We start from the raw sequence: 21,515 nt of genomic DNA on the forward strand, positions 1-21,515 counted from the left end.
CCGCGCCCTTAGCCGGTCAGTCGGCCAACGGGAGGTAGACCCTGTTCCCGGACTCCGCGAACTCCTTGGACTTCTCGGCCATGCCGGCCTCGATCTCGTCCGCCGTCCCGCCGTGCTCCCGGCGGATGTCCTGGGAGATCTTCATCGAACAGAACTTCGGCCCGCACATCGAGCAGAAGTGCGCGGTCTTCGCCGGCTCCGCGGGCAGCGTCTCGTCGTGGAACTCCCGGGCCGTGTCCGGGTCGAGGGCCAGATTGAACTGGTCCTCCCAGCGGAACTCGAAGCGGGCGTCGGACAGTGCGTCGTCCCACTCCTGCGCGCCCGGGTGGCCCTTGGCGAGGTCGGCGGCATGGGCGGCGATCTTGTAGGTGATGACGCCGGTCTTGACGTCGTCCCGGTTGGGGAGGCCCAGGTGCTCCTTGGGGGTGACGTAGCAGAGCATGGCCGTGCCCCACCAGGCGATCATCGCAGCGCCGATGCCCGAGGTGATGTGGTCGTAAGCGGGTGCCACGTCCGTCGTCAGCGGACCCAGGGTGTAGAACGGCGCCTCTTCGCAGATCTCCTGCTGGAGGTCGATGTTCTCCTTGATCTTGTGCATCGGGACATGCCCCGGGCCCTCGATCATGGTCTGGACGTGGTGCCGCTTGGCGATCTGGTTGAGCTCACCGAGCGTCCTCAACTCGGCGAACTGCGCCTCGTCGTTGGCATCCGCGATCGAGCCGGGCCGCAGGCCGTCGCCGAGCGAGTACGTCACGTCGTACGCGGCGAGGATCTCGCAGAGCTCCTCGAAGTTCTCGTACAGGAACGACTCCTTGTGGTGCGCGAGGCACCAGGCCGCCATGATCGAGCCGCCGCGCGAGACGATGCCGGTCTTGCGGCGCGCGGTCAGCGGCACGTACCGCAGCAGCACTCCCGCGTGGACCGTCATGTAGTCGACGCCCTGCTCGGCCTGCTCGATCACGGTGTCCTTGTAGATCTCCCAGGTCAGCTCCTCGGCCCTGCCGTCGACCTTTTCCAGCGCCTGGTAGAGCGGCACGGTGCCGATCGGCACGGGGGAGTTGCGCAGCACCCACTCGCGGGTGGTGTGGATGTTGCGGCCGGTGGAGAGGTCCATGACCGTGTCGGCGCCCCAGCGGGTCGCCCACGTCATCTTCTCCACCTCCTCCTCGATGGAGGAGGTCACGGCGGAGTTGCCGATGTTGGCGTTGACCTTCACCAGGAACCGCTTGCCGATGATCATCGGCTCGATCTCCGGGTGGTTGACGTTCGCCGGCAGCACGGCACGTCCGGCGGCGATCTCCTCGCGTACGACCTCGGGGGAGACGTTCTCCCGGATCGCCACGTACTCCATCTCCGGCGTGATCTCGCCACGGCGGGCGTAGGCGAGCTGGGTCACCGCCTGCCCGCCGCGGCCACGGCGGGGCTGGCGCGGGCGACCGGGGAAGACGGCGTCGAGGTTGCGCAGCCCGCCGCGCGGCGAGGTGTGCTTGATCCCGTCGTCCTCGGGGCGGACGGGGCGTCCTGCGTACTCCTCGGTGTCCCCGCGCGCGATGATCCAGTTCTCGCGCAACGGCGGCAGACCACGGCGGACATCGGTCTCGGTGTGTGGGTCGGTGTACGGTCCGGACGTGTCGTACAGGGTCACGTCCTTGCCATTGGTGAGGTGCACCTGACGGACCGGCACGCGGATATCGGAGCGGGAGCCCTCGATGTATCCCTTGTGCCAGCCGATGGACCTCCCGCTCCCGTTTTCGCCCTCGTTCGGGCCGGGGGCGGGCATGCGTGTGTCCTGAACGGTCATCGTGACCTACTCCCTACGCCGGCATTACCCGGTAACAGGTTCGGCGGTCGGCGCAGCTGCTCAGCGCCCTCTCAGCCCGGTGCTCCGAGCTCCCGCGTGTGCAAAGGTGTCACCACGCTAGCGCCCCGTCTGGCGTGCTGAACAGTGGGCCCCCTCCAGGGTTGGGATGATCGGGCGGTGACTTCCTCGCCGCAGCCCCACGATCCCGACGACGAGCCGCCCGGCGTCCACGGCCCTGCGCATGCCCCCGCCCACGGGCACGCGCACAGCCATGCGCACGGCCCCGCCGCGCCCGTCTCCCGTCATCTGCGGCGGGTCATCGCCGCGGTGGTTATCCCCTTCGCCGCCGCCGTCGCGATGGGTCTGGTCGTCCTGTGGCCGGGCGGTACGCCGGAGCACGAACGCACCGGTGTCGGCTTCGACCGGCAGACCGAGCAGGGCCGCGTCGTGAAGGTCGAGCGGGTCGACTGCGGGGACGTGAACGCCGCACAGGTCCCGCCGACGGGGGACACCACCACCCCAGAGGGGCGTGAGTCGGCCGACTCGCGGCAGGGCACCTGCGGAAAGGCCACCGTCGAGGTCACGACCGGCAAGGACAAGGGCCGCACGTTCATCGAGGTCGTGCAGCCCGACGCATCTCGGCAACTACGCGCCGACCAGGGCGTGGTGGTGGCGTACGCGCCCGACGCGCCGCGCGATCTCCAGTATTCGGTCACCGATGTGGACCGGGGAGTCCCGATGGCGCTGCTCGCCGGGCTGTTCGCGCTCGCCGTCGTTCTGGTGGGACGGCTGCGCGGGGTGATGGCGCTGATCGCGCTGGCCGCAAGCTTCGCGGTGCTCACCCTGTTCATCCTGCCCGCGATCCTGCAGGGCTCCAATCCGCTGGCCGTGGCGGTGGTCGGGGCGAGCGCGATCATGTTGATCGCGCTCTATATGTGCCACGGTATCTCCGCCCGAACCTCGGTGGCGGTGCTGGGCACCCTGATCTCGCTGCTGCTGATCGGGCTGCTCGGCTCGCTGTTCATCGGCTGGGCGGTGCTCGGTGGGAACACGGACGACAACACCGGCCTGATCCACGGCCTCTACCCGGAGATCGACATGTCCGGCCTGCTGCTCGCGGGCGTGATCATCGGTTCGCTGGGTGTGCTGGACGATGTGACGGTGACCCAGACCTCGGCGGTGTGGGAACTGCACCAGGCGGATCCCACGATGGGTCCGCGCAGGCTGTACCAGTCAGCGATCAGGATCGGCCGGGACCATATCGCCTCGGTGGTCAACACACTCGTACTCGCTTACGCGGGCGCGTCACTGCCCTTGCTGCTGCTCTTCTCGATCGCGCAGTCCAGCGTGGGGACCGTCGCCAACAGCGAGCTGGTGGCCGAGGAGATCGTACGCACGCTGGTGGGGTCGATCGGCCTGGTCGCCTCGGTGCCGCTGACCACCGCGCTGGCCGCCCTGGTCGTCTCCGCCGACCGCTCGGGGGCCACCACCGGAGCAGCACCGGCGCGCGGCGGGAGGGGCCGCAGGCGCCGCGTCTGACGGCGGCCGCGTCCTCAGCCGGCGTTCTCCTCAGCGAGGATGCGCCCGAGCGTCTCCTCCAGATGCTCCTCGAAGTCGCCGAGCCTGTGCTCCTGCCCGAGCGGTACCAGCGTGTCCGTGCGGTCCAGGAAGGCCAACAGGGGCGCTGCGCTCACCCGGAACAGAGCCCGCTCGGTGCCGACCTGAAGCCGGATGCCGACCTCGGAGACCGCTTCCGCGTCGGTCGGGGCGATGCGCACATCGCCGTCACCGCTGGGAGCGCCGATGCCGTCCCGGAGCAAGTCACGTGCGAAGGCCCAGGTCACAGGAGCGTCGCCGGGCAGATGGAAGGTCATCCGGACGGCATACGGATCCTCGGTGTCATATCGGAGTTCCACCGGGATCCGGAAAGAGAGCTCCTCGGATACCAGGAAGCTCATCAGGACCTCGGCCCGAACAGACTCGCGCATCAGTACCCCGCAGTAGATGAAAACGGCCAAGGAATGCTTTGCCTTGGCCCTCTTGCCCGACATCGTGCTGCACATGCCTGGAGATCACAAGGAGTGATTTTTCAGATACTGACAGAGAACACCCGCGGGGTGGGTGCCGCGCGCCGGACGGACAATGCGCACCACTGCTCACACAGCCCGCATTCGACCGTATGCCTGCCCGTTCACCCTCCCCCGGGCGGGCTAACGCTCGTACGCGCTACCACTCGCTGCGCGACGCCGAGGAGGAGCCCATGAACTTCCGTACGACGTAAACGAGTCCACCGACCAGAGCCGCGAACAGCAGCACCTTGAAGAGCAGTCCTATGACGAACCCGATCACGGACGCGATGAGCCCACCGAATACCACGATGGCGATCAAGGGGATCGCGACCCACTTCACCCACCAGGGCATCCCCGAAAGCACTTCCTGCACCGCCATCGTCCCTACCTCGCTTCTATGAGTTGTCCTGACTCAGATGCTAGGACGGGAGAGAGGCGCCGCGGGGCCCCGGCAGCCCTTGGACTCCCCTGAACCGCCCCCTAGGGAATCCAGGGGCGACAGGTCAGCTCTCAGGCGGAGAGAAGACCACCAGGACCCGCAGATCCTCGGTGACGTGGTGGAACTTGTGCGCCACTCCGGCCGGAACGTAGACCACGCTCCCCCGCCCGACCTGCGTGGTCTCCATCCCGACCGTGATCGAAGCCCGGCCACTGACCACGAAGTAGATCTCGTCCTGACCGTGCGGACTCTGAGGGTCGCGCTCGCCGGCGTCCAGCGCGTACAGCCCGGCCGACATGTTGCGTTCGCGCAGAAACTGCAAATACGCCCCGTCGTTGGCGGCTCGCTCCGCCTCCAGCTCATCCAGTCGGAATGCCTTCATCGCAGTCTGTACCTACCTGCCCCTGCACTTGGTCCCATCGCGTCTGCCACGATCAGACACATGATGAATTTCCTCGTCAAGACGATCGCCAACGCCGGAGCCCTGGCCGTGGCGATCTGGCTTATCCAGGACATAACGCTCACAGGTGACAGCACAGGACAGAAAACCCTGACGCTTGTACTCGTCGCCCTGCTCTTCGGCCTGGTGAACTTCTTCGTCAAGCCGGTCGCCAATCTGCTGACGTTCCCGCTCTTCGTACTCACACTGGGGCTCTTCACCCTGGTGATCAACGCCCTGATGCTGCTGCTGACCTCCTGGCTTGCCGACAAGCTGGACCTCGGCTTCCATGTCGAGGGCTTCTGGACCGCCGTCTTGGGAGGTCTCATCATCTCAATCGTGTCGTGGGCGCTGAACGTCGTGCTTCCCGAGAAAGACTGAACCTCTCCATGAACGGCATCAACGGCATCGACGGTCAACGGCATGGGTGACATGGGCGACATGGGCGAGGGCACCCGGGCCGTACGGGCGGGTCTTCCCGAGGCGAGGAAGTACGAGCCGGCACTCCCAGGCCCGGTGTTCGCCGCCCACTACCACCTGCCCGGTGAGCCGACCGGTCCGTACACCTACGGACGGGACGAGAACCCGACCTGGACCCTGCTGGAACGAGCCATCGGCGAGCTCGAAGCACCCGCCGACGATGCCGAGACCGTCGTCTTCGCCTCCGGTATGGCGGCTATCTCCGCGGTGCTGCTGTCCCACGCACGGGCGGGCGACACCGTAGTGCTCCCGGACGACGGCTACCAGGCCCTGCCTCTCGTACGCCAGCAGCTCGAGGCCTACGGCGTCGAGGTCCGCACGGCCCCGACGGGCGGCGACGCGCAGCTCTCCGTACTCGACGGGGCGAAGCTGCTGTGGATCGAGACACCGTCCAACCCGGGGCTCGACGTGTGCGACGTACGGCGCCTCGTGGAGGCGGCACACGCCGGAGGGACCCTGGTCGCGGTCGACAACACCCTCGCCACCCCGCTCGGCCAGCGCCCGCTGGAGCTCGGCGCCGACTTCTCCGTGGCCAGCGGCACCAAGGGCCTCACCGGCCACGGGGATCTCCTGCTCGGCTATGTCGTCTGCCGCGACGCCGAGTCGGCGGCCCGGGTACGGCGGTGGCGCAAGATCGTCGGTGCCATCCCCGGCCCGATGGAAGCCTGGCTCGCGCACCGGTCCCTCGCCACGCTGCATCTGCGGACCGACCGCCAGTGCGCGAACGCACTCGCCGTCGCCGGGGCACTGACCGGCCGTTCGGAGGTGACCGGGCTGCGCTACCCGGGGCTTCCCGACGACCCCTCGCACCCGGTCGCGGCGGCCCAGATGCACCGCTTCGGCTCCGTGCTCTCCTTCACCCTCCCCGACCGCGCGCACGCCGAACGGTTCCTGGCCGGTCTGCGGCTCGTCGACGACGCGACCAGCTTCGGCAGCGTCCGCTCCAGCGCCGAACGCCGTGGCCGCTGGGGCGGTGACGCCGTGCCCGAGGGTTTCATCCGCTTCTCGGCCGGTGCGGAGGACACCGCCGATCTGGTGGCGGACCTACTGCGCGCCCTGGATACCGCCTCTTCCCCGCCGCGTTTCTCGTAGTGTTGCCGGAAGAACGGTCGCACTCGGGGGAGGAATCGTGGCCGAAAGTGTGGTGCCGCCGGAAGCGGCTGAACCTGCGCGGATGCGCCTGAACCACGTGCCTCCTGACGGGGGCGGTGGTGGAGGCGGCGGTTTCGAAGGCGGCAAGGACTTCGCCTCCACTCCGGCGCAGAAGAAGAAGGCGGCCGAGTTCATCGAGAAGCACTTGGAGCCGGACACCCGCAAGGCCGGGGCCACGGCCCACGAGAGCACGGGCGGGGCGGCCAGGGAGTTCGGACCGCACGACGGCGAGGGCTGGCTCACCGGGACGGCGTTGAAGGCCGCAGGCAAGACCTGGGGTGAGCAGCTCACGACGCTGATGAACCGCCTCGGGGCGGAGAAGGCGGCGCTGCGGGCCACGCACACGCTCTTCCAGAGCACTGACGCAGGCGTCATGGGCGTACGGAAGCCCTCCGCGATGGACTCGTACTGACGGACCGGCTCTCCGCCTCGATCTGGCCGACCTGAACGATCTGGCACGATCTGGCCCCGGCCGATACACCCGGACCCCCTTCCGGACCGCGCACCCGCCGAGAGGAGTTGAGCTGTGGCGACGTACTACGAAATCATGCGCACCGATCTGTCGAAGCTCACCACGGCCGCTTCCGACTGGGACAGCATGGCCGACGGCTTCCACAAGCTCGCCGAGAGCTACAAGAAGGAAGTACGCGGCATCTCCATGGGCGACTCCTGGGTGGGGCTGAGCGCGCAGGCGGGATCCGCCCGTTTCGCTGTCACACTCAAGGAATACCAGGGCGCGGAGAGCGAAGCGAAAGCCGTCGCCCAGCTCATCCGCGACGCCCACGCCGAGTTCGGCAGACTGCGCAAGAAGATCGAGGACACCCGGGACGACGCCGTGAAGGCCGGCATGCGGGTGTCGGAGCGCGGTGTCGTCCACTTCGACACCTCGAAGCTCGACCGCGGCGAGCACGTCGCCTACGTGCACGACCCCGAGTACCAGGAGAGCGCCCGCAAGGCGGCAGCCGGCTGGGGCGAGCAGATCGACATGGCCGTACGGGCGGTGAACGACGCGGACGAAGGCTTCAAGGTCGCCCTCGCCACTCTGACGCGGGACTCGGATGTCTCGGACGGCACCATCGGCGGCTTCAACCGGGAAGCAAAGCCCAGCCCTTACCCGTCACTGGAAGAGGCGGGTAAAGCGCAGCGCATCCCCAAGGACAGGCGCGCGGTCGCCGAGTGGTGGCGCGATCTCGACCCGGTCACCCGTGCTGTCCTGCTTCACGAGCGTGGGGACGAGCTGCGGGAGGCCGGCATCATGAGCCCGCTGTACAAGTGGCACAGCCCGGACGCGGGCTCGGGAGCGTACGACACCGAGGATCCGACCGGCGAGGACCTGTGGTTCCTGGCGCGTGCGCAGGCCATCGCGGCCGGCGGCGACTTCACCGGCGAGAACGCCGCGTCGCGCAACATGGAGCACTATCTGGGCAAGACCGGTGATCCGCTGGATCTGGACGTGGACCGCATCCTGAAGGATGACTCCGGCTTTCGCGACGATGTCAGCACCCACATCGCCCAGAATCAGGATGCCTGGCGCCGGCAAGGGCTTGATGCCTTCGAGAAGGCGGGCGGCCACACGACCGTCGTCGTACCGGTGGAAAGCCATGCGGAGGGTCGCACGTTCAAGAGTGACGAGTGGTTCCACGCGGTCGGCTCCCACCAGCAGAACGTGTCGGGGATGGTCACCGTCAGTCCGGGGGAGGACGGCAGGCCCAAGGTCTCCCTCGACTACCAGGCCAACGTCTGGGACCGGTACAACTGGGACGAAGGCAAGTCGACGACGTTTCCCGGGGGCGTGGAAATCCCCGACTCGGAGATGGGCCGTCTGCACAAGGTCGGCTTTGCCCAGGAGTTCGACATGCGCGGCAGCAGTTCGACCTACAGCTACGACTTGGGCAGTGGTGCGGACGCGGCGGTGAACCCGCCGGACCAGGGCCGCGAAGGTACCCGCGCGGACGTCTCACGTGGTGACGAGGAGAACAGGTGATGCTCCGACATGGTGCCCGGCTCTGCGTGACCGCGGCAGCCGTCCTTCTCCTCGCCTCGTGCTCCGGGCCGGACGAGGACGACGGTCGCGTTGTCGAGGGACGGGACTGGCACTGGGACACGAAGGCGGGTGCATCCGAGGCGTCCGCGTTCATGAACATCGCTGTGCCCGGGGACGCGACACAGACCAAGGGTGCCGTCCAGGTCAATCCGCAGGAGGACGTCTACCTCCTCTCCTTCGTCACCAGCGAGAAGAACGCCGAAGGCATTGCGGAGGATCTGCGCCCGGAAGAACCCTTGAAGGCGCGGGCGAGGGACTTCGCCCCGGAGGGAGAGCGGTTCGGGCACCTCGGACTGCCCGAACCGCAGACGTTGAAAGGCGCGCGCTGGGCAGGCGTGTGTCCCCCGTGCGTGGACGATGACCGCCGGAAGAAGGTCCAGTGGATCGAGATCCACGTCCAGCGGCTCAAGGGCGACCAGTCCCGGGTCTACCTGCAGGCGTTCTGAGGAACAGCACCGCCGGCGGGGAACACGGACGGTCCGAGCCTCCCCCCTCGTGGCTCGGACCGTCCGGTTCCGCTGCGGTGATCCGCGCGAACAAGGCTAGTTGACTCTGCGTCAGTGTCCAATCACACCAACGACAGCGAGCTATCGACTTATTTATAGTTGGACGATGGACTTGGCCTTGTTGCGCACATTCGTCACGGTGCACCGGGCCGGCTCGTTCACCCGCGCCGCCACACTGCTCGGTCTCTCCCAGCCTGCGGTGACCAGCCAGATACGCACTCTGGAGCGACAGCTGGGACGGCCGCTCTTCCTGAGGCGGCCGCGCGGTGTCACGCCCACCACCATGGGCGACGAGCTCGCCCACCGGGCCGCCCCGCATCTGGACGCCCTCGTGGAGATCGCCGAGGCAGGGCTCGACCTCGACGAGGAGTCAGGCGTCGTCCGTACGCTGCATCTGGCCGGACCGCCCGAGTTCACCTCACTCCGGGTGCTTCCGGCGCTCACCCCGCTGATAGGGCAGGGCCTTGCGTTACGGACCTCCTTCGCCGGCAATGCCGGGGAGACCCTGGAAGGACTCGCGGCCGGGCATCACGATCTGGCCATCGCGACGGCCCGCCCGCGCGGGGGACTGCTCACCGCCACTCCGCTCTGCGACGAGGAGCACGTCCTGGTCGCCGCACCGGGCTGGGCGGCGAGGCTCGCGCCCCAGCTGCGCCGCGGGAGGCACTCCCGTGTGCTGGAGCAGCTGCCGGTGGTCGAGGTCCATGAATCCCTGCCCTTTGTCACGCGCTACTGGTCCGCCGTCTTCGACAGCCCTCCGGCAGCGGCGGCGACCGTCATCGCGCCGGACCTGCGGGCGGTACGGGACTCCACGGCGGCCGGCGCCGGGCTCGCCGTGCTACCCCGGTATCTGTGCGAGCGGGATCTGGCGAGCGGCCGGATCGTGGCCCTGCTGGAACCCGACGTACCACCGCTGCGCACGTATTTCCTCGTCGTCCGCGCCGGGACGCTCGCGCTGCCGCACATCGCACGCGCGCACGAGGAACTGCTGCGCGCCGCCGCGGCCGACTGGTGACGTCCGCGTGATCGGAAACCGACAGCGAGCGACCACAGGGTGGACACGCGTTTCAGACCGGGTATCGCGGGCCACTCTCTTGCCATGACCGAACGGCCAGTGGTCAAGCGCACCGCACGCGCCATCCTGCTCGACGGCGACGATCTCGTCCTGATCAAGCGCACCAAGCCGGGCATCAATCCGTACTGGGTCACCCCGGGAGGCGGAGTCGAGCCCACGGACGCCACCGTCGTGGAAGCCCTGCACCGCGAAGTGGACGAGGAACTGGGCGCCAAGATCGTCGACGTGGTGCCCTGCTTCGTCGACACCGTCGAGCACATCGTGGACGGAGGAGTCGCGGGCGTGAAGGTCCAGCACTTCTTCGTGTGCCGCCTGGTGTCGATGGACACCTCACGGCGCCACGGCCCCGAGGTGGACGAACCTCTCGGCGAGTACGAGATCGTCCGGGTGCCCTTCAGCCGCGTCGGAATCGCGGCCGTGCATCTCGTACCGCTGTCCCTGCGGCACTACCTGGACGGCAACATCGAGGGCGTACGGGCCATGCACGCACCCGACCTGGGCTGACGCCGGGCGGCGGCCGCGCCGATCGGGCCCAGGCGCTATTTCGCCGCGGCCACCAGGTCCTCCAGCGAGTCATGGCGGATCCGCTCGAAGGGGATGCCGATCCCCCTGAGCGTGTGCACTCCATTGCGGATCATGCCGATCGGTCCCGACAGGTACGCGTCGTACTCGTTCCAGGGGCCGTACGCGCGCACGACGTCCGGTAACTGGGCCTTGTCGTCGACGATGGGACGCACGTGAAGCCATGGATGGCTCTGCTGAAGCCGCAGCATCGTGTCGATGTCATAGAGGTCGTGATCGCTGCGCGCGCCGTAGAAGACCTCCACGGGGCGGCGCTCGCCGTGCTTGGCGACATCCTCGACCAGCGCCTTGATCGGGGCGATTCCCGTCCCGCCGCCCAGGCACAGCAGCCCGCTGTCGGAGCTGTGGTCGACGGTCATGGACCCCGCCGGGGCTCCGAGGCGGAGCACGTCGCCGGGGCGGGCGTGGTGCACCAGCGCGTTCGAGACCCAGCCCGCGGGGACGGCCTTGACGTGGAAGGACAGCAGCCCGTCGGTGCGCGGGGCACCGGCGAACGAGTAGTGCCGCCAGACCCGGGGCCACCACGGGGTCTCCAGACTCGTGTACTGACCGGCCAGGAAGGAGTAGGGCTGGTCGGGGCGCACGGTGATGACCGCGATGTCGGGGGTCCTGAGGTCGTGCGAGACCACCTCGGCATGCCACCAGGCCGGAGCGTGCTGCTCGTTCTCCGCGGCGGCGTCGATCATGACCTGGGAGATCGTCGTGTAGGTGCGGACCCAGGCGGCCTCGGTCTCGGCGTTCCAGGTGGTCGTGGCATGGCGGCTGAGGGCGCCGATGAGCGCCTCGCCCACGGCGGGGTAGTGCGCGGGCTGGGTGCCGTACTTGCGGTGGCCGCGGCCGAGATGCGTCAGGTAGTCGATGAGCACCGCGGTGTTGTCCATGTGCTCCGCCGCCGTGAGCAGCGCCCTCAGCAGCCGGTCCCGCTGGGCGTCCATCGCCGCGGGGAAGAGAGCGCGCAGCTCGGGGTGGCGGACGAAGAGCAGCGCGTAGAAGTAGGAGGTGACCTTGTCGGCGACTGGCGCTATCTCCTCCATGGTCCGGCGCACCAGGATGGCGTCGGGTGACGCAGCGGGCCCGGAAGACACAGCAAACGCAGAAAACGAAGAAGACACAGACGCCGCGGAGGACGCAGAGGCCGCCCGTGTAAGGGAGTCGGGCGCAGGGGCGGCCGCCATACGTGCGGTGGGGGCGCCGGGCGGTGGCATCGGCGCGGTGCCGTACGGCGGCATTCCCGGCGCTCCCGCCGGGTGCGTTCCCGGGGCGCCTGTCTGCTCAGGCATCGCCGCGGCCCTCGCTGCCCCGGTTCCGACCGGCCGTATCGCGGCGACAGGGCGGCGCGGCCCGGCTGTCCGTCCTCCGTCACCCGGGTCACCGACGGCACCGCCGTCCGCATGGGGCGCCGATCTGGTCACGGCGCCTCGCTTGCGAGGTATGAACCAGTCGCCGCCGTTCCCCCGGTTCGCGCCGTGCTCGCCGTTCTCGTCCGAAGTGCCGTTGTCCGCCGACGCGGTGGTCGGAGCGTCCATTGTGTGCCTCGCCTAGAGCGTCTTTGGGTCGGTCTACGCACTTCCCACTGCCCCGGAAGGTGCCTCAAATCCCCGCACTGCCTCATGCTTCCAAGAGCACTGCTGGCCCACACTCACTATCGCCAAGCGGGAATCGGGACGAGTGGGACTGAACTGTGACACTGTCCGATTACACCTCCGCCGCAGCATGCCAGGTGGATCCCCCCGTAGGGACGAAGAGCGGAAAGTCCGGGTGTCCGAGGCCGCTCTCCCGTTAGGCTGCATTGCCCCATGCCCGTATCCGGGTTCCGGGAACCCGGACTCCTCTCGGCCAGTTCCGGTAAAGCGCTGGACGAACGATCAGCTGGTCCGACAGCCTGACCCCATGTCAACACCGCTCGTCGAGCTCCCCGTCCGGCGTCTGACCAAGGCAGACGTGCCCCTCTGCGCCGACCTTTCCGAGGACCGCGGTTGGCCCCGCGAGGAGCACAAATGGGGTCTGTTGCTCGCGGCGGGCACGGGATACGGGATCGACGACCCTTCCGGTAAAGGCCTCGTGACCGCCTGCGTCGTGACGCGCTACGCTCCGGGGCCGGAGCAGCGCAGTGAGCTCGTCGCCATCGGCATGGTGCTCGTGGCCGAGCGGTTCGCCCGCCAGGGCGTGGGGCGGCGGCTGATGAAGCACGTCATCGCGGAGGCGGGCGAGGCACCGGTCACCCTGCATGCCACGCCGTACGGCCGGCCGCTGTACGAGGAGCTGGGCTTCGGGACCGTCGGCCGCGCCGAAATGGTCCGGGGATTCTTCCAGCCCACCGGTCCGGCACCACGAGCCGTCACCCGCCCGGCCACCGCCGAGGACCTGCCCGCCATCCTGCGTCTGGACGCCGAGGTCTTCGGCCAGGATCGCACTCATGTGATCACAAGGCTTCCCGCTTTCGCCGACCAGCTCAGGGTCGCGGAGTCCGGCGGTGTCCTCACCGGCTATGCGGCGGCCTGGCCCAACATGGAAACCCATGTGGTGGGCCCGCTCGTCGCCCGTGACACGGACACGGCGAAGTCCCTGGTCGCCTCCTTGGCCGAGGCCAGTGACCGGCCGCTCCGCACGGACATCGACGTGCGCCACGAGGAGCTGCTCGACTGGCTGAGGGCTTGCGGCCTGTCGACGGTGGCCTACAACACCGTGATGCTCCGGGGCGCCGGGGAGCTCCCCGGTGACGCGAGCCGTCGCTTCGCGCCTCTGACGGTCGCCGCGGGCTGAGCAGACGGGCTCCGAGCCGGGCGGTCCCCGGGCCCCCGAGGCCCCGCTCACCGCGCGGACGTGCGGGACGCCTGGGCTTTCTGGAACGACCGGGACACGTCGCTGGACAGGGGCTTTTCCACTGCCCGGCCCTGCGCCCCGGCCACGATCCGGCCTTCCCGGCGACCGTCACGGCGCTCCAGCCCGGATGCGAGTACGGCGAGGCCCAGCGCCGATGCGGCGAGGAGGGCACCCACCCAGTTCGGGGCGGTGAAGCCCAGACCCGCGGCGATCACCACGCCACCCAGCCAGGCAGCGAGCGCGTTGCCGAGGTTGAAGGCTCCGATATTCACGGCGGAAGCCAGTGTCGGGGCGCCGGACGCCTGGTCCAGCACGCGCTTCTGGAGCGGCGGCACCGTGGCGAAGCCCAGCCCGCCGACGAGGACGATGGTGACCGCGGCGGCAATCTTGTTGTGGGCCGTGAGCGTGAACAGCCCGAGCACCAGGGCGAGCGCACCCAGCGACACGTACAGCAGCGGCATCAGGGCCCGGTCGGCGAGCCTCCCGCCGATCAGGTTGCCGCCGACCATGCCGAGACCGAAGAGCACCAGGAGCCAGGTCACCGAGGAGTCGGCGAATCCGGCGACCGAGGTCATCATCGGGGTGATGTAGGTGATCGCGGCGAAGACACCGCCGAAGCCGAGCACGGTCATCGCCATGGCCAGCAGCACCTGCACATTGCGGAACGCGCCGAGCTCATGGCGCAGGTGGACCCCTTCGGGCCTCGGCTGCTCCGGCACCAGCCTGGCCACACCGAGCAGCCCCAGCACCCCGAGACCCGCGACGACGAAGAACGTCGCGCGCCAGCCGATGCTCTGGCCGATGAAGGTGCCGAGGGGGACGCCCACGACATTCGCGACGGTCAGACCAGTGAACATCGTGGCGATGGCGCCGGCCTTCTTCTCCGGGGCGACCAGATCGGCGGCGACCACCGCGCCGATGCCGAAGAAGGCGCCGTGTGCGAGCGAGGCCACGAAACGGCCCGCGAGCATCGCGCCGAAGACAGGGGCGACGGCGGAGAGCACGTTGCCGGCGATGAACAGGCCCATCAGCAGCATCAGCATCCGCTTACGGGAAACCCTGGTGCCGAGGACCGTCATCAGAGGGGCACCGATGACGACTCCGAGTGCGTAGCCGGTGACGAGATAGCCGGCGGTCGGGATGGACACCTGGAAGTCGTCCGCGACCTCGGGGAGCAGCCCCATGATCACGAATTCGGTGGTGCCGATACCGAATGCCCCGATGGCCAGGGCGAGGAGCGCGAGTGGCATGGGTTCTCACCTTCCCAGCAGTTCCCAGAAGATTGCATATGCATGTTACGAGCGTCCACAATAATTGCAGACGCCGTTTAATTGCAAGCGCGGGCTATTGCGGGAGTCGTCTATCCTGGCGGTAGCAGTGATGGCGGCAGTGAAGGAGAGACCTGTGGCAGCGACGGACCCCGCACTCACCGCCCTCGCCCAGGGCTGGTGCGCCCTCTCCCTCCTGCATGGCCGGATCGAGGCCCATGTCGAGCGGGCCCTCCAGGCGAAGCACGATCTGAGCGTGCGCGAGTACTCACTGCTGGATGTCCTCAGCCGCCAGCACAGCGGCCCCGGCGGGCATCTCCAGATGAAACAGGTCGCCGACGCCGTCGTGCTCAGCCAGAGCGCCACCACCCGGCTTGTCAGCCGACTCGAGGACCGTGGACTGCTCGCCCGCTATCTCTGCGTCACCGACCGCCGGGGCATCTACACCGATGTCACCGAGGCGGGTCTTGAGCTGCTGGCCGCGGCGCGGCCGACGAATGACACCGCCCTGCGCGAAGCGCTCGACGAGGCGGCGAAGAACCCTGAGCTGACACCTCTGGTCAGGGCTCTTGAGGCTCTTCCCGTCGCCCAGACCTCTGTATGAAGGTCATAGGCTGGGGGATCATGAGCGATCTCCAGATACGTCCCGCTTCCCCGGCCGATATCCCCGCCATCGTGGCCATGCTCGCGCATGACCCGCTCGGCGCCCAGCGCGAGTCCCCCGACGACCTCACCCCGTACCTCGGCGCGTTCGAGCGGCTGGAGGGCGACCCCAACCAGCATCTGATCGTGGCCGAGCGCAAGGGCAGGGTCATCGGCACGCTGCAACTCACGCTCATCCCCGGCCTCTCCCGGAAGGGCGCCACCCGCTCCATCATCGAAGCGGTGCGTATCCACGCTGATGAGCGCGGCAGCGGCCTCGGCAGCCGGCTCATCGAATGGGCCGTGGATGAATCCCGTCGGCGGGGCTGCCAGTTGGTACAGCTGACGAGCGATGTCAGGCGCACCGACGCCCACCGTTTCTATGAGCGTCTCGGCTTCGAGGCCTCACATGTGGGATTCAAGCGGGGACTCTGACCGGGCGCGGCGACCCGTTTCACGTGAAACACGGACTCCCGATTCCTGGGTCACGACGCGACGGGTCACGCAGTAAGCAGGCCGGAGTCATCCGGTTACTGCGGGAGTCCGCGCCAGCCGCGCGCGTCCACTCCTCCCGGGACGTCCGCCGCCGCGTCATAGGGCTCGCGAGTGAAGACGAAGGACCCCACGTCGAGATGGTCCACCGCGCCGTCAGGCCGCCGCTTCACGGTGAGCGTCTCCCCGGCGAAATAGCCGTCGAGCCCGACCCAGCCGGCACCGCCCTTCTGGGGGAGGAACCGCGCTCCAAGCCTGCTCCCCATGAGCGGATGCAGCTCAAGACCGCGGTCGGCCACCACCTTCAGCCCGAACGCGTGGGTACCCCAGTACCAGGGCCCGGCAAGCTCCAGCAGGGACTCATCCACCGCCGGCATGGGCCGCCAGGGTTCGGGGAACCTCGGCTCGGCGTCGGCCACGATCCGGATGAGATCGCCGGCCACAGCAGCGGTCAGCGGACCCGAGGTGGCGTTGGCGAGCGCGACCCCGATGACACCGTCGTCCACGCTCACCAAAAGGCAGGCGACGAATCCGGGCAGCGAGCCGGAATGGCCGATGAGCGTACGTCCGTCCCTGTGCACCAGCTGAAGACCCAGCCCGTAGCCGCTCTCCCACTCGCCGGACTCCGGCGGCGCGGCAGGCGTACGCATCTCCCGTACGGAATCGGCACTCAGCACCCGATCGTCACCTTCGGCGAGGAGGCCCCCGAAGCGGCAGAGGTCGGACGCGGTGGACCACAACTGCCCCGCAGGGGCCATCAGTCCGAGGTCCTGGGCGGGTTCGGGCATCAGCACATCGGCCCAGGGGTGCACGGCCCAGCCGCCCGCGTGCGGTCCCTGTGGCTGGACACTCGTCCGGTGCATCCCCAACGGTTCGAGGATCTCCTGCCGCAGCACGACCTCCCAGGGCTCCCCGCGAACCTCCTCGACCAGTGAACCCAGCACTGTGTAGCCGGGGTTGGAGTAGTGGTGGCGACGGCCCACAGGATGCAGCAGCGGCTGGTCGCCGAGCACATCCCGCAACTCGGGCCGGATCGTGCCAGGCGTACGCTCCCACCACGGGGGCGGGCTCTCGGCGGCCAGCCCCGCGCTATGGCCGAGGAGCTGAGCAATGGTCACCTCACCGACACCGGTGCCGGGCAGATGCTTCTCGAGCGGGTCGCCCAGCTCCAGCAGCCCCTCGTCCCTCAGCCGCATCACCAGAACCGCGGTGAAGGTCTTGGTGATGGATCCGACGCGGTACTGGGTGTCGGCATCCGGCCCCTGATCCACGAAGCAGCTACGCGCCCCGCTCCACAGGTACCGGCCGTCCCTGCCGACCGCCCCGACGAGCGACGGTGCACGCCCCTCGGCCTGGCCGACGGCAATGCGGTGCAGGAGAGCCCGTTCGGTACTGGGCAGCAATGACGAAGACGATGAAGTCACGTTCAAGCTCTACCAGATGACCTGACCGCCCCCGAACTGGTTTTAGCGCAGGCGGGGCGGTTCCCGGGTAAGCCCCAGGGCGCGCAGCATGATCACTACAGATGAAGACCTGAGGAGACGGCATGCCCGAGATCGAGCTCACCGCAGGAACCATCGCCTACGAGGACACGGGCGGTCCCGGTCCCGTGGTCGTCCTGCTCCATGGACTCGTCCACGACGCGAGCGTCTGGCGCATGGTGATCGCCGATCTGTCCCCGGACCACCGCTGTATCGCCCCGACCCTTCCATACGGCTCGCATCGCACACCCATGCGCCCGGACGTTCCGTTAAGCCCGGACGCCGTCATCGCGCTCATCGCGGAACTCCTTGAACGACTCGATCTGCGGGACGTCACTCTCGTGGAGAACGACTGCGGCCGCGCCCAGTCCGTCGCCGTCCGCCACCCGGAACGACTCGCCCGGCTCGCCCTGGTCTCCTGCGAAGCCTTCGACAACTACCCGCCCGGCCTCCCCGGCAAGATGATCACTCTGGCCTGCCGCATCCCCGGCGCCCTCCCGCTCCTCGTCCGCACCCTGGCCCTGAAGCCCCTGCGCCGACTGCCGGTCGGCATCGGCGCCCTCACCAAACACCCCGTGCCGGATGAGATCGTCGACGCCTGGCTGCGCCCGCTCCTCACCGACAAGGCCATCCAGCACGACTTCCGCCGCTACAACCTCGCCGTGCGCAAGAACGAGCTCCTCGAAGCCGCCGAAGGCCTGCGGCACTTCGACCGCCCCGCCCTCGTGGTGTGGGCGACCGAGGACCGCATGATGCCCCGCGCCCACGGCCGACGGCTCGCCGAGCTCCTCCCCCAGGGAGCTCTCGTGGAGATCGAGGACAGCTGCACCCTGATCGCGGAGGACCAGCCCCATCGGCTCTCCGAAACCCTGCGCACCTTCATCGCGGAATCGGGCTGACAGCCGTGTTAGGGCCCCGGGTCGGCACAGCCGTCCCAGCCACGGCTCAAGCGCAGCGTCATCAGCGTCGGTCAGCCCCAGGCGGGGATCGACACGATGGAGCAGTGCGGACCCCTCGTGGTGTGCGGCGACCCAGGCCCTGTCGGCACTTTGCAACCGGAGCGGCTCAGACTCGGATGATCAAGTCACCTACCCGGTACCTGCTTCGTCCTTGCTCTGGATCCACTCGCAGATGGTCTCGATCGCGTCGACAAGCTCCGCGAAAGTGCGGAGATCACGATGCTGCCGACGAACCTGACTTGTTGCCACGTCCCCGCACTCAAGCTCCGCTTCACCGCTGCTCCAGACGATGAGCACGGCGGCTTGGTCATCCGTTTCGAGCGTCATCCAGGTGCTGGCCTTGGTTCGGCCGTCCTGGGGCGACCCCTGGATGCCACCCGTGATTCCGCATGACCGCAAGTGTTCCTCGTGCTCGGCGAACCAGGTGTGGAGCCTCTGTGACAGCTCGGCCGAGATACCCCCAACTCCTCGGCTTTGTCTCATGGCTGGGGGATGAATCCCACCGATCGATCGAGCTGAAATGGAGAACCGGCCTGCGTTGGATCCCAGCCCTGGATCTGCGCTTCCCGAATGCCTGCTGCAACGTGGGCTGGGCGAATGGGCCCTGCTTCAAGGACCAACCAGTTACTGGGATGAGTCTGCCCGGTGGTGACTACCAACGTCGTGCCCGGCTGGTCGGCGTTGGCGGCCTCGACCGCGTAGGTCATCGGTGTCCAGCAGAGCCCCTGCATGTAGGTGGGCTTCCTGCGGATCCGCCAGCGGTACTCGATCCCGTCAACGATTATGTGCCGGGACCCCTTCTTGTTCAGCGCCATCATTCCCCCTCTCGTGTCTCGAACTGTAGTGCCCTGCCACCGGCCTGTCCCCGGCGCTTCTTTCGTCAGTGCATGGGCGAGCTCGATGTCCGGAGGGCCTCATAGCGGGCGCTGACAGCCCGGCACTCTGGCTCGTTGACACCGAAATGGCCCCGGGCGGGCCGGCTCTACCCTGTCTCACCCCCATCAGGCTTGATCAGTCCCACGACAGTGTCGGATCCCCACCTGCATCGGCGGCCATCCGTTCGACCCACTCGCGCACGGTCACTGCTCGCTCGATGCGGCTGACGATGTGCTTTTTGGACGCCGTGTCCAAGGTCTCCGGAAGTCTGTCGAAGGTGTGGGGAAGGACATCGAGCAGACCCAGGATCTGTTCGCCGGTGCTGACTGTCAGCAGCTGCTGACACCTCCACTGCAGCGGCACCTCGGGGCGGTGCGTGAGCCGCTGCACGAGCGTAGGGAACAGGTAGTGCTTCGCCTCTGTGGCGAGGTGCTCTTGGAGCCAGTCGACCGGCAGACGCTGGCTGAAGCCGTGCATGGCGGCCTCTTGGGCCAGGCCCAGGAGCTGGGCGGTGTCGACGACTCGGACAGTGCGGGGAAGGGTCGGGGGCATGTCGAGATGATGCCAAGAAGCCTCCGCGGGGCCGAGAGGTCGGCTGGACGCCAAGCGAATCCCAGCTTCGGATCCGGAATCGACCGTGAGATTCCGGCACGAAATTTTGAGGCCACCCGCAGGCCTCAGGTCTGCGCCATGTCCACGAACCGCGAGTAGTGGCCCTGGAAGGCCACGGTGATGGTGGCTGTCGGGCCGTTACGGTGCTTGGCGACGATCAGGTCGGCCTCGCCGGCACGGGGGGACTCCTTCTCGTAGGCGTCCTCGCGGTGGAGCAGGATGACCATGTCCGCGTCCTGCTCGATGGAGCCGGACTCACGCAGGTCGGAGACCATCGGCTTCTTGTCCGTGCGCTGTTCTGGGCCACGGTTCAGCTGGGAGAGCGCGATCACCGGGACCTCCAGCTCCTTGGCGAGCAGCTTGAGGTTTCGGGACATGTCCGAGACCTCCTGCTGACGGCTCTCCGCGCGCTTGGAGCCACCTGACTGCATCAGCTGGAGGTAGTCGATCACGACGAGCTTCAGATCGTTTCGCTGCTTGAGGCGGCGGCACTTGGCGCGGATCTCCATCATCGACAGGTTCGGGGAGTCGTCGATGTAGAGCGGGGCCTGGGAGACATCGGGCATGCGTCGGGCCAGGCGGGTCCAGTCCTCGTCGGTCATCGTGCCCGAGCGCATATGGTGCAGGGCAACCCGCGCCTCGGCGGACAGCAGGCGCATCGCGATCTCGTTGCGGCCCATCTCGAGGGAGAAGATGACGCTGGGCAGATTGTTCTTGATCGAAGCGGCTCGCGCGAAGTCCAGCGCCAGTGTGGACTTACCCATGGCGGGACGTGCGGCGATCACGATCATCTGGCCCGGGTGCAGACCGTTGGTGAGCGAGTCGAAGTCGGTGAAGCCCGTCGGCACGCCCGTCATCTCGCCGCTGCGGGAACCGATCGCCTCGATCTCGTCGAGGGCGCCTTCCATGATGTCGGCGAGCGGCAGATAGTCCTCACTGGTGCGCTGCTCCGTGACGGCGTAGATCTCCGCCTGCGCGGAGTTCACGATCTCGTCGACGTCGCCGTCAGCCGCGTATCCCATCTGCGTGATACGCGTGCCCGCTTCGACCAGGCGGCGCAGCACCGCCCGCTCATGGACGATCTCCGCGTAGTACGACGCGTTGGCAGCGGTCGGCACCGACTGCACCAGCGTGTGGAGATACGAGGCCCCGCCGACACGGGTGATCTCGCCGCGCTTGGTCAGCTCGGCCGCGACCGTGATGGGGTCGGCGGGCTCACCCTTGGCGTACAGGTCGAGGATCGCCTGGTAGACGGTCTCGTGCGCGGGCCGGTAGAAGTCATGGCCCTTGAGGATCTCGACGACGTCCGCGATGGCGTCCTTGGACAGCAGCATGCCGCCGAGGACGGACTGCTCGGCGTCGAGGTCCTGCGGAGGGACCCGCTCGAAGCCACCGGGGGCGCCGTCGTCCCACGGTCCGCTCTCATGGCCCCGCTCGTGCTGCTCCTCGCGGCCCCGCCCGCGGCCCTCGCCGCGACGCTGGCGGGAGACGGGCAGCCGAGCGCCCGGACCGACGTCGGCCCAGGGCTCGTCCAGGGGCTCGGGAATGGTCACCGGCCGCCTCCCTCCCGTCCGCTCCGCGGACCTCGCCGTGTCCCATTTCTACGGCACGGCACTGACAAAAACGCATGGCCCGATTCCGTCTCCGGCGCATCGGGCGCCGGTCCACGTTAGGGCTGTCGGCACCGTCAGCCAATCTGGTTATCCACAGGCCATGTGGACGAAGGACGAGATGCTGTGGAGAACTCGGCGGAACCTGTGCACGGACCGGGGGAC

23 protein-coding genes and 1 riboswitch are annotated in these 21,515 nt (G+C 68.2%); of the genes, 12 read left to right on the forward strand and 11 right to left on the reverse strand.

The window, feature by feature from the left end; genetic code table 11:
• Positions 1-16: 16 nt before the first annotated feature.
• The gene (thiC, locus tag ABZ532_RS10850) at positions 17-1,801 is read right to left on the reverse strand and encodes a phosphomethylpyrimidine synthase ThiC (protein WP_361281003.1); all 1,785 of its coding nucleotides are present in this window, start codon (positions 1,799-1,801) and stop codon (positions 17-19) included.
• A riboswitch (TPP riboswitch) is annotated at positions 1,795-1,907 on the reverse strand. It overlaps the preceding gene by 7 nt.
• 71 nt (positions 1,908-1,978) lie before the next feature.
• Between thiC and ABZ532_RS10855 the strand changes: the two genes are divergently transcribed.
• Positions 1,979-3,340 carry a YibE/F family protein gene (locus tag ABZ532_RS10855; protein WP_361281004.1) on the forward strand — a complete coding sequence of 454 codons (1,362 nt, stop codon included), beginning with the start codon at positions 1,979-1,981 and terminating at the stop codon, positions 3,338-3,340.
• 14 nt (positions 3,341-3,354) lie between these two features.
• Here ABZ532_RS10855 and ABZ532_RS10860 read toward each other — a convergent pair whose 3' ends face one another.
• From ABZ532_RS10860 to ABZ532_RS10870, 3 genes are all read right to left on the reverse strand, one after another.
• Complete coding sequence (locus tag ABZ532_RS10860; RefSeq protein WP_361281005.1) at positions 3,355-3,789, reverse strand: SsgA family sporulation/cell division regulator; 435 nt, start codon at positions 3,787-3,789, stop codon at positions 3,355-3,357.
• A 238-nt stretch (positions 3,790-4,027) separates the two neighbouring features.
• Positions 4,028-4,243, reverse strand: coding sequence for a DUF5326 family protein (locus tag ABZ532_RS10865; RefSeq protein WP_361281169.1), 216 nt, complete (start codon positions 4,241-4,243; stop codon positions 4,028-4,030).
• 130 nt (positions 4,244-4,373) lie between these two features.
• Positions 4,374-4,691 carry a cupin domain-containing protein gene (locus tag ABZ532_RS10870; protein WP_361281006.1) on the reverse strand — a complete coding sequence of 106 codons (318 nt, stop codon included), beginning with the start codon at positions 4,689-4,691 and terminating at the stop codon, positions 4,374-4,376.
• Between the two features lie 60 nt (positions 4,692-4,751).
• Here ABZ532_RS10870 and ABZ532_RS10875 point away from each other — a divergent pair, with 60 nt between their 5' ends.
• From ABZ532_RS10875 to ABZ532_RS10905, 7 genes are all read left to right on the forward strand, one after another.
• Positions 4,752-5,129 (forward strand): phage holin family protein, encoded by a 378-nt coding sequence (locus tag ABZ532_RS10875; RefSeq protein WP_361281007.1) that lies wholly within the window; start codon positions 4,752-4,754, stop codon positions 5,127-5,129.
• A gap of 51 nt (positions 5,130-5,180) precedes the next feature.
• Complete coding sequence (locus ABZ532_RS10880) at positions 5,181-6,320, forward strand: cystathionine gamma-lyase (RefSeq protein ID WP_361281172.1); 1,140 nt, start codon at positions 5,181-5,183, stop codon at positions 6,318-6,320.
• Between the two features lie 82 nt (positions 6,321-6,402).
• Entirely contained in the window at positions 6,403-6,792 is a 390-nt protein-coding gene (locus ABZ532_RS10885; protein ID WP_361281008.1) for a hypothetical protein, read from the forward strand.
• Positions 6,793-6,906: 114 nt separating this feature from the next.
• Entirely contained in the window at positions 6,907-8,364 is a 1,458-nt protein-coding gene (locus ABZ532_RS10890) for a hypothetical protein (RefSeq protein ID WP_361281009.1), read from the forward strand.
• Positions 8,364-8,870: a hypothetical protein gene (locus tag ABZ532_RS10895; protein WP_361281010.1), complete on the forward strand. Its 507-nt coding sequence runs from the start codon at positions 8,364-8,366 to the stop codon at positions 8,868-8,870. Before ABZ532_RS10890 ends, ABZ532_RS10895 begins: the two co-directional genes overlap by 1 nt.
• Before the next feature lie 166 nt (positions 8,871-9,036).
• Entirely contained in the window at positions 9,037-9,945 is a 909-nt protein-coding gene (locus ABZ532_RS10900) for a LysR family transcriptional regulator (RefSeq protein ID WP_361281011.1), read from the forward strand.
• A gap of 84 nt (positions 9,946-10,029) precedes the next feature.
• Positions 10,030-10,509, forward strand: coding sequence for an NUDIX hydrolase (locus ABZ532_RS10905; RefSeq protein ID WP_361281013.1), 480 nt, complete (start codon positions 10,030-10,032; stop codon positions 10,507-10,509).
• A 35-nt stretch (positions 10,510-10,544) separates the two neighbouring features.
• Here ABZ532_RS10905 and ABZ532_RS10910 read toward each other — a convergent pair whose 3' ends face one another.
• Positions 10,545-12,113 carry a globin domain-containing protein gene (locus ABZ532_RS10910; protein ID WP_361281014.1) on the reverse strand — a complete coding sequence of 523 codons (1,569 nt, stop codon included), beginning with the start codon at positions 12,111-12,113 and terminating at the stop codon, positions 10,545-10,547.
• A gap of 364 nt (positions 12,114-12,477) precedes the next feature.
• Here ABZ532_RS10910 and ABZ532_RS10915 point away from each other — a divergent pair, with 364 nt between their 5' ends.
• Entirely contained in the window at positions 12,478-13,350 is an 873-nt protein-coding gene (locus ABZ532_RS10915) for a GNAT family N-acetyltransferase (RefSeq protein WP_361281015.1), read from the forward strand.
• Between the two features lie 47 nt (positions 13,351-13,397).
• On the opposite strand, the gene ABZ532_RS10920 is transcribed toward ABZ532_RS10915, so the two are convergent.
• Positions 13,398-14,660, reverse strand: coding sequence for an MFS transporter (locus ABZ532_RS10920; protein ID WP_361281016.1), 1,263 nt, complete (start codon positions 14,658-14,660; stop codon positions 13,398-13,400).
• A 154-nt stretch (positions 14,661-14,814) separates the two neighbouring features.
• Between ABZ532_RS10920 and ABZ532_RS10925 the strand changes: the two genes are divergently transcribed.
• Positions 14,815-15,282: a MarR family transcriptional regulator gene (locus ABZ532_RS10925; RefSeq protein ID WP_361281017.1), complete on the forward strand. Its 468-nt coding sequence runs from the start codon at positions 14,815-14,817 to the stop codon at positions 15,280-15,282.
• Positions 15,283-15,302: 20 nt separating this feature from the next.
• Positions 15,303-15,755, forward strand: a complete 453-nt coding sequence (locus ABZ532_RS10930) for a GNAT family N-acetyltransferase (protein ID WP_361281018.1) — start codon at positions 15,303-15,305, stop codon at positions 15,753-15,755.
• 95 nt (positions 15,756-15,850) lie between these two features.
• On the opposite strand, the gene ABZ532_RS10935 is transcribed toward ABZ532_RS10930, so the two are convergent.
• Positions 15,851-17,236, reverse strand: a complete 1,386-nt coding sequence (locus ABZ532_RS10935; protein ID WP_361281019.1) for a serine hydrolase domain-containing protein — start codon at positions 17,234-17,236, stop codon at positions 15,851-15,853.
• Between the two features lie 122 nt (positions 17,237-17,358).
• On the opposite strand from ABZ532_RS10935, the gene ABZ532_RS10940 reads away from it, so the two are divergent.
• Positions 17,359-18,192, forward strand: coding sequence for an alpha/beta hydrolase (locus ABZ532_RS10940; RefSeq protein ID WP_361281020.1), 834 nt, complete (start codon positions 17,359-17,361; stop codon positions 18,190-18,192).
• A gap of 189 nt (positions 18,193-18,381) precedes the next feature.
• Here the strand turns inward: ABZ532_RS10940 and ABZ532_RS10945 are convergent, their stop codons facing one another.
• From ABZ532_RS10945 to dnaB, 4 genes are all read right to left on the reverse strand, one after another.
• Positions 18,382-18,579: a hypothetical protein gene (locus tag ABZ532_RS10945; protein WP_361281021.1), complete on the reverse strand. Its 198-nt coding sequence runs from the start codon at positions 18,577-18,579 to the stop codon at positions 18,382-18,384.
• A gap of 152 nt (positions 18,580-18,731) precedes the next feature.
• Positions 18,732-19,067, reverse strand: coding sequence for a hypothetical protein (locus ABZ532_RS10950; RefSeq protein ID WP_361281175.1), 336 nt, complete (start codon positions 19,065-19,067; stop codon positions 18,732-18,734).
• Positions 19,068-19,263: 196 nt separating this feature from the next.
• Positions 19,264-19,680, reverse strand: coding sequence for a hypothetical protein (locus ABZ532_RS10955; protein WP_361281022.1), 417 nt, complete (start codon positions 19,678-19,680; stop codon positions 19,264-19,266).
• Between the two features lie 125 nt (positions 19,681-19,805).
• Positions 19,806-21,293: a replicative DNA helicase gene (dnaB, locus tag ABZ532_RS10960; protein WP_361281023.1), complete on the reverse strand. Its 1,488-nt coding sequence runs from the start codon at positions 21,291-21,293 to the stop codon at positions 19,806-19,808.
• Positions 21,294-21,515: the final 222 nt, after the last annotated feature.

The sequence above is a fragment of the Streptomyces sp. NPDC019396 genome, assembly GCF_040632375.1.
Taxonomy (GTDB): Bacteria; Actinomycetota; Actinomycetes; order Streptomycetales; family Streptomycetaceae; genus Streptomyces.

Excerpts from the sequence above, each read along its gene's own strand:
- ABZ532_RS10875 (WP_361281007.1), top strand. The coding sequence starts at position 4,752 with ATGATGAATTTCCTCGTCAAGACGATCGCCAACGCCGGAGCCCTGGCC.
- ABZ532_RS10920 (WP_361281016.1), bottom strand. The coding sequence starts at position 14,660 with ATGCCACTCGCGCTCCTCGCCCTGGCCATCGGGGCATTCGGTATCGGC.
- ABZ532_RS10950 (WP_361281175.1), bottom strand. The coding sequence starts at position 19,067 with ATGGCGCTGAACAAGAAGGGGTCCCGGCACATAATCGTTGACGGGATC.
- ABZ532_RS10895 (WP_361281010.1), top strand. The coding sequence starts at position 8,364 with ATGCTCCGACATGGTGCCCGGCTCTGCGTGACCGCGGCAGCCGTCCTT.
- ABZ532_RS10880 (WP_361281172.1), top strand. The coding sequence starts at position 5,181 with ATGGGCGACATGGGCGAGGGCACCCGGGCCGTACGGGCGGGTCTTCCC.
- ABZ532_RS10945 (WP_361281021.1), bottom strand. The coding sequence starts at position 18,579 with ATGACGCTCGAAACGGATGACCAAGCCGCCGTGCTCATCGTCTGGAGC.
- ABZ532_RS10930 (WP_361281018.1), top strand. The coding sequence starts at position 15,303 with ATGAGCGATCTCCAGATACGTCCCGCTTCCCCGGCCGATATCCCCGCC.
- thiC (WP_361281003.1), bottom strand. The coding sequence starts at position 1,801 with ATGACCGTTCAGGACACACGCATGCCCGCCCCCGGCCCGAACGAGGGC.
- ABZ532_RS10860 (WP_361281005.1), bottom strand. The coding sequence starts at position 3,789 with ATGCGCGAGTCTGTTCGGGCCGAGGTCCTGATGAGCTTCCTGGTATCC.
- ABZ532_RS10910 (WP_361281014.1), bottom strand. The coding sequence starts at position 12,113 with ATGGACGCTCCGACCACCGCGTCGGCGGACAACGGCACTTCGGACGAG.
- ABZ532_RS10955 (WP_361281022.1), bottom strand. The coding sequence starts at position 19,680 with ATGCCCCCGACCCTTCCCCGCACTGTCCGAGTCGTCGACACCGCCCAG.
- ABZ532_RS10885 (WP_361281008.1), top strand. The coding sequence starts at position 6,403 with ATGCGCCTGAACCACGTGCCTCCTGACGGGGGCGGTGGTGGAGGCGGC.
- ABZ532_RS10905 (WP_361281013.1), top strand. The coding sequence starts at position 10,030 with ATGACCGAACGGCCAGTGGTCAAGCGCACCGCACGCGCCATCCTGCTC.
- ABZ532_RS10940 (WP_361281020.1), top strand. The coding sequence starts at position 17,359 with ATGCCCGAGATCGAGCTCACCGCAGGAACCATCGCCTACGAGGACACG.
- ABZ532_RS10915 (WP_361281015.1), top strand. The coding sequence starts at position 12,478 with ATGTCAACACCGCTCGTCGAGCTCCCCGTCCGGCGTCTGACCAAGGCA.
- ABZ532_RS10870 (WP_361281006.1), bottom strand. The coding sequence starts at position 4,691 with ATGAAGGCATTCCGACTGGATGAGCTGGAGGCGGAGCGAGCCGCCAAC.
- ABZ532_RS10900 (WP_361281011.1), top strand. The coding sequence starts at position 9,037 with ATGGACTTGGCCTTGTTGCGCACATTCGTCACGGTGCACCGGGCCGGC.